This window comes from uncultured Mucilaginibacter sp., from assembly GCF_903893715.1.
In the GTDB taxonomy this organism is placed as follows: domain Bacteria; phylum Bacteroidota; class Bacteroidia; order Sphingobacteriales; family Sphingobacteriaceae; genus Mucilaginibacter.
Genome location: NZ_CAITNG010000152.1, coordinates 37035 through 43157 on the forward strand (window position 1 = coordinate 37035; position 6123 = coordinate 43157).

Consider the following 6123-nt stretch of genomic DNA (forward strand, 5'->3'; position numbering starts at 1 on the left):
CAATCATTACATATGAAAAAACAAGGGCGCAACATTCAGAACTTTTTTTACAGCCAATATTTTTCTGATGGCCTGCGCATAACCTTTGGCGTTTTATTGCCTTCGCTCGTTTTTGCCCGGTTTGGCCATTTAGAAACCGGCCTTACCCTCTCATTAGGTGCACTTTGCGTTAGCGGTTCAGACAACCCCGGGCCCGTTTATCACAAACGCAACGGCATGCTGGTGTGCAACCTGCTGATGTTTGTTGTGGCGATAGTTACAGGCTTCGCCCGGATGAACGTATTCACCTTGGGTACCGAAATCGTGACGTTCGCTTTCATCTTTTCGATGTTCACTGTTTATGGCAACAGGGCGGCATCAGTTGGCACCGCCTGTTTGCTCATCATGATACTGATGATGGACAAAGCCCTTTTGCCAACGCAGGTGTTAGGTTACAGCGCAACCATTTTGGCCGGCGGGGTATGGTATATGTTGCTGAGCATTGCTTTCTTCAGCATCAGGCCTTACCGCGCGGCACAACAGGCCCTTGGCGAAAACCTCATGGACGTCGCCAAATTCCTCCGGATAAAAGCCGATTTTTACAGGCCCGGGGCAGATATCGACGAAAACTACCACAAGCTGATATCGCAGCAAATACACGTGAGCCAAAACCAGGATGCCGTGCGCGAACTTTTGTTCAAAAGCCGCATGATGGTCAAAGAATCTACCCATACCGGCCGCTTGCTCATCCTCGCTTTTGTCGACGAGGTTGACATGTTCGAGGCGATGATGGCCACTCACTACGACTATCAAGCCTTGCATCAACGTTTCGAAAAAACAGGCATCCTCGAACAAATGGGCAAAGCTATTGAACATGTGGCCGATGAGTTGGACAATATCGCCTTCGCCATACAATCCAATACCCGTTACCTGCACCTAACCGATCTTAACCCTGAACTTGAGCGCCTCAAAACAAAAATTGATGCCATTGCCGACGCCAATAAAGAGGTAAGTACCCTGGTGCTTAAAAAAATCCTCATCAACATCCGCAACCTTAACCAACAGGTTATCAATATCTACAACTACCACGATTCCAAGTCGGTCGAACTGACAGATGCCAAAAACGATGTAGAGTATTCCCGCTTCGTCAACCATCAGGAGTACGACCCACAGATATATCTCGACAACCTGTCGCTCAGTTCATCCATCTTTAAACACTCCATCAGGGTGGCCTTTGTTTGCCTCGTCGGCTTCATTGCCGCAAAAACCATCACACAAGGGCATCACAGCTATTGGATATTGCTCACCATCATCGTTATCCTGAAACCCGGTTTCAGCCTTACCAAACAACGCAACTATCAACGCCTCATAGGTACCATCGGCGGTGGCGTATTGGGGCTCCTCACGCTCTATCTCGTAAAAGACAGCACCGCCTTGTTCATCATACTCACGGTGTGTATGGTAGGTGCGTACAGCTTTCAACGCGTAAACTATGTGGTTAGCGTCTTTTTGATGACACCCTATGTCCTCATCCTGTTCAGGTTTCTGGGCATTGGCAACGTGGTTGAAGAACGCATTCTGGATACCGCCGTCGGGTCGGCAGCCGCATTTATTTCCAGCTACTTTATTTTCCCCACTTGGGAGTTCGACCAAATTCGCAAAAATCTGAGCGACGTTTTGGTGGCCAATATCAACTATCTGCTAAAAGTTGCCGAAACCCTGTCGGGTAAGAACATCAATACCACCGAATACAAACTGGCCCGTAAAGATATCTATGTAAAATCAGCCAACCTTTCGGCAGCTTTCGAGCGGATGACATCCGAACCCAAAAAACGCCAGCAACACCTTAAAGAATTGCACAAGTTCGTCGTGCTCAACCATATCCTCACTTCTTATATCGGCACGGTGGCGTCTACGCTGTTAAACAAACCTGTCGACCACGTCCATCCCGAAAATGTAAAGCTCATCAAGCGGGCCATCAACATCCTGAACGAGACCGTAAAAAAGGTGCACAACGATATCCCCGAAATTCCCAAATTGGGCGCAATGCCGGTAACCGTCATCCCATCGCCCGAGGCCACCATGGATTCGCACCTGCTAAAAGAACAACTCGGGTTCATCACGAAAGTGAGCGGCGATATCGCCAAGATAACCGACGCCATCTTGGTTTAAGGCAGGTCACCCTTTCTTGATTCTCGGTTCTTGATTCCTGACTCTATCTAAAGCAACTCGGTAGCCAAATTGGCCAACTCACTGCGCTCACCTTTTTGCAGGGTGATGTGCGCATAAAGCGGATGGCTCTTCGCTTTGTCTATCAGGTAGGAGAGGCCATTGCTTTCCGCGTCCAGGTAGGGCGTGTCTATCTGGTATATATCGCCGGTGAAAACAAACTTGCTGTTCTCGCCTGCGCGCGATATGATGGTCTTTATCTCGTGCGGGGTCAAGTTCTGCGCCTCGTCTACAATAAAGAATATTTTTGTCAAAGTACGTCCGCGGATAAAAGCCAGCGGTGCTATCGATATTTTATCGTTGGTAACCAGTTCATCTATCTTGCCCTGCATCTTCTCATCATCGCCAAACTGGTCCTTTATAAACTTCAGGTTATCCCAAATAGGGGCCATGTAAGGGTCAATCTTCGATTTTACATCGCCCGGTAAAAAGCCGATGTCTTTATTACTCAACGGCACAATTGGCCGCGTTACATATATCTGCCTGAAGTTTTTGCGCTGCTCCAAAGCACTGGCCAATGCCAATAAAGTTTTGCCCGTTCCCGCGTTGCCCTGTATGCTCACCAGTTTAATATTAGGGTTCAGCAAAGCATGGATCGCGAAAGACTGCTCTATGTTCTTCGGACTGATATTGAACACCGGCTGCTCAACCACCTCTTCCAACTGCCTGCTCTGCCCGTTATAAAACGCCGGCAACGACTTGCGCTTGCCATGCAAAATATAAAAGTGGTTGTTCTGCAGTTCGCCGGGTAGCACATCGGCACTTAAAACACCATTTTTGGTAAACTCGGTCAGCAAGGTATCGGGCACCTTATTGATGATAGCCTTTCCCGTATACAGTTGCTCGAGGTTCTTTATCTTGCCCGTTTCGTAATCCTCAGCGTGCAGGTTCAAAGCTTTTGCCTTTAGCCGCAAACAGATATCTTTCGATACCAGGATAACCTTCTTGTCGGGGTTATCGTGCTGTAAGCTCAACGCCGCGTTCAGTATTCGGTTGTCAACCTTGTCGCTGCCAAAAATATCCTCGGCATCGGTATCGGTTTTTTTGTCGAGCACTACTTTAAAATGCCCCTTGTTGGCGCCTTCAAGCGGTAGCCAGTGGCTGATGAGGTTGTTTTTCGAAAACTCATCCATCAGCCTGATAAAGCCTCGCGCTTCAAAGTTACGGGTCTCGTTCCCGTTCTTCATGTTGTCCAGTTCCTCTAAAACCTGGATGGGGATGGCCACATCATGTTCCTGGAAGTTGCGGAATGCATCATGGTCGTATAAAATGACCGATGTGTCCAATACAAATATTTTGCTCCTGCCGTTGGCTTTGCTTTTAACCTCTTTCATTACCGGGTTAAAAATAGAAAATTAGTTTCAAACTGCCCGAACAAAACATCATAACGGATGAGGAATGTGTATAAAAACAGAAAACGGAAGCCGCCTCTTTCGATTTGATCTCCCGTTTTCCAACCGCTGCTTTGCCGTAGCATCACAGTGGCATCAAGTTCTCCGTAGCTGACCATGACCCGGTGTTTCGCTGCCCTTGCGGACTTTGCCACCTGCGGCCTCTTACCTGCAACACTTCGCCACCCCGAGGGGCTTTTGGAATGCTGCCTGTAACACCTTTGTCGGCACCGATCGTTTATTTGAGTTTCTTTCCTTTCGGATTTCTTTCGTTTTCGATGCGGCTTGATTCCCTTTCCTTCTTCTTTAGTTCGTCAGAAGACTCCCCCGATTTAAGTGCCGGTCATCTGCCAGGCTGCCAAGTACTTCGTTCTTGTTGATTTAAATGTAGGGTGATATTTGCGATTTCACAAGAAAAAAATGACTGTTTTTATAAACAGGTTATCAACCGTATTTGCAGCTTTATCAACAGTATTTGTTTAAAATAATCTTCCATAATTTTATAAATAAGCAATTTATGTTCCGGTTAGTCCCGATATTAACATTTACCAAAATCCACAACCGCTACAAAAAATAGCGGTTATGCACGAGTCAAAAATTCCCGGTTTTATCAAATTGTTAAATTTTTATTAAAAAATGCACCTGTTGCATCCTATTATTTTAGCTCTATCCAGATCAATGACTAATGACCAATGACACAATGACCAAAAGAGCCAATAAACCAATATGTCCAAAATTCACTAAATTGTCCCCTCAAACCTACCTCATGAAAAAAATCTTACTTTCCATCATTCTCTTTCCCTTCGCTGCAACCGGTTTTTCGCAGATCGTGCATTTTGCCGTAAAAGGCGGCATCAACCTATCTACCCAACAAACGGGCAATGCACTTTTCGATGTCAACAATTCAACTATTGTCGGCTTCAACATCGGCGGCGTCGCTGCTATCGATTTCGACAAATTTACCCTGCAACCCGGTCTTTTCTTCACCACCAAAGGCGAACGCGTCAATATCCCGGACCCTTTCACTACGGCTACCTACAATGCCTATTACACACTCGACTATATCGAACTCCCGGTCGACATACTCTATAAGCGTAAACTTGGCCCCAAAACCACAGTACACTTTGGCCTGGGCCCATATCTTGCCACCGGCATTTATGCGCGCGTAACGTATCCGGGCACATCCAACCGCATTACGTTCGACAACAATACGGCTAACCTCCAACCCGGCTATCAAAACCCCGATTACGGTCTCAACTTTTTGGCCGGCATCCAACTGAATAAAAAGATAGCCTTCGATGCCGGTTACGATTTGGGCCTGGCCAACCTCTACTTCTCAAACACCACAACCCTCCGCAACCGAACGGTTAGCGTTTCTATGGGCTATAGTTTCAGATAAAGCTCTTTTCATAGCAGCGTTGGGTTAAATATGGGTATTTATGGGTATTCGTTCAATGTGCGGATGAGTAAATGTGCGCATGTGCAAATTAACAATGACTAATGACCCAATGACCAACCTTATCGGTATTTATGGGTGTTTTCAATTTTTTTCTTTCGCTTTTCTTCCGCTGGCGCGAGCGTCCCGCTCGTGTCCCCGCCGACAGGTAACCCACCCACCAAATAACCCCCAGACAGGACCAATGAACTAATGAACAATTGAACCAATGAACCATCTGTCCCCACCAAACAGGTAACCAAGCGACAAGTAACCCACTATCCAATGACTTAATGACCCAATGACCAATGACCCAATAAATCACAACTTCCACCCAAAATAATACTTCTCCGGCTTTGCACGGCTCAAATTTCGCTGCTGCTCCAGGCGGTAACCAATAGGCTCGTTAAATTTATTGGAGTTCACATTGACTGGTTTTTCAGCACCGGCTACCGGTTTATCATAAGGCCCCGGCGCAGGTTTAGGGGTCTCGGCCACCGCGCTTTTAACAACTTCAACCGGTTTAGCCGTTTCAGCCGCCGTAGCATTTGTCAAGGCGGCCCGAACAGTCGTTTCCCTTGTCGCCAAATCCGCCTCCCGTTCCTTCAGAGCCCTTTCTTTTAAATACAATTCTCTTTGCAGTGTTTCAAGCTTCACCTTTTTATCGTACAGATCCTTATCCAACGCGTCAATGCTGTCATCCTCAAAGCGGTCATCCTCGTTCAGGTCTTCCTTATCCACATAAACGGCTTCCTGTGGTTCTGGCTTTTTTTGCTCCACCTCGTAAAATTTAATGTGCTTGGCAATCTTTTCCAATGACGCCAGTTTGTTGTGTAGCCGTAGTTGTACCGTAGTGCCATATTTCCCCTCGCTCACCTTCAAACTCCATATCGCGCTCTTTTTATCATCAACTATATCCTGCATGGCCTTCACGCGACCATCATCCCCAAAATAATCGCCCATATTGGCAAAAGCGACTTTCATCAATTCGCCCAAAAGCGTTTCATGGCTCACCTGCAGTTTTTGCGCCGCTTGCGCCGTGCGCTCCTTTAAATAAGCCTGAATCTTGGGCATCTCCATCAGCTGCCC

General features: G+C 46.9%; 4 protein-coding genes. 2 read left to right on the forward strand and 2 right to left on the reverse strand.

What is annotated here, in order from left to right; all coding sequences use genetic code 11:
• The first annotated feature begins 12 nt into the window (after positions 1 to 12).
• Positions 13 to 2151, forward strand: a complete 2139-nt coding sequence (locus tag QZX97_RS18110) for an FUSC family membrane protein (protein ID WP_295649327.1) — start codon at positions 13 to 15, stop codon at positions 2149 to 2151.
• 47 nt (positions 2152 to 2198) lie between these two features.
• Here the strand turns inward: QZX97_RS18110 and QZX97_RS18115 are convergent, their stop codons facing one another.
• A complete protein-coding gene (locus QZX97_RS18115) occupies positions 2199 to 3542 on the reverse strand; it encodes a PhoH family protein (RefSeq protein WP_295649329.1) in 1344 nt (447 codons plus the stop codon).
• A gap of 823 nt (positions 3543 to 4365) precedes the next feature.
• Between QZX97_RS18115 and QZX97_RS18120 the strand changes: the two genes are divergently transcribed.
• Positions 4366 to 4998 carry a porin family protein gene (locus QZX97_RS18120; RefSeq protein WP_295649331.1) on the forward strand — a complete coding sequence of 211 codons (633 nt, stop codon included), beginning with the start codon at positions 4366 to 4368 and terminating at the stop codon, positions 4996 to 4998.
• A 357-nt stretch (positions 4999 to 5355) separates the two neighbouring features.
• On the opposite strand, the gene QZX97_RS18125 is transcribed toward QZX97_RS18120, so the two are convergent.
• Positions 5356 to 6123: terminase small subunit (locus tag QZX97_RS18125; protein ID WP_295664890.1), on the reverse strand; the 768-nt coding region annotated here is incomplete at its 5' end.

Bases quoted from the DNA above. Each gene is read 5' to 3' on its own strand.
- QZX97_RS18110 (WP_295649327.1), top strand. From the start codon at position 13: ATGAAAAAACAAGGGCGCAACATTCAGAACTTTTTTTACAGCCAATAT.
- QZX97_RS18115 (WP_295649329.1), bottom strand. From the start codon at position 3,542: ATGAAAGAGGTTAAAAGCAAAGCCAACGGCAGGAGCAAAATATTTGTA.
- QZX97_RS18120 (WP_295649331.1), top strand. From the start codon at position 4,366: ATGAAAAAAATCTTACTTTCCATCATTCTCTTTCCCTTCGCTGCAACC.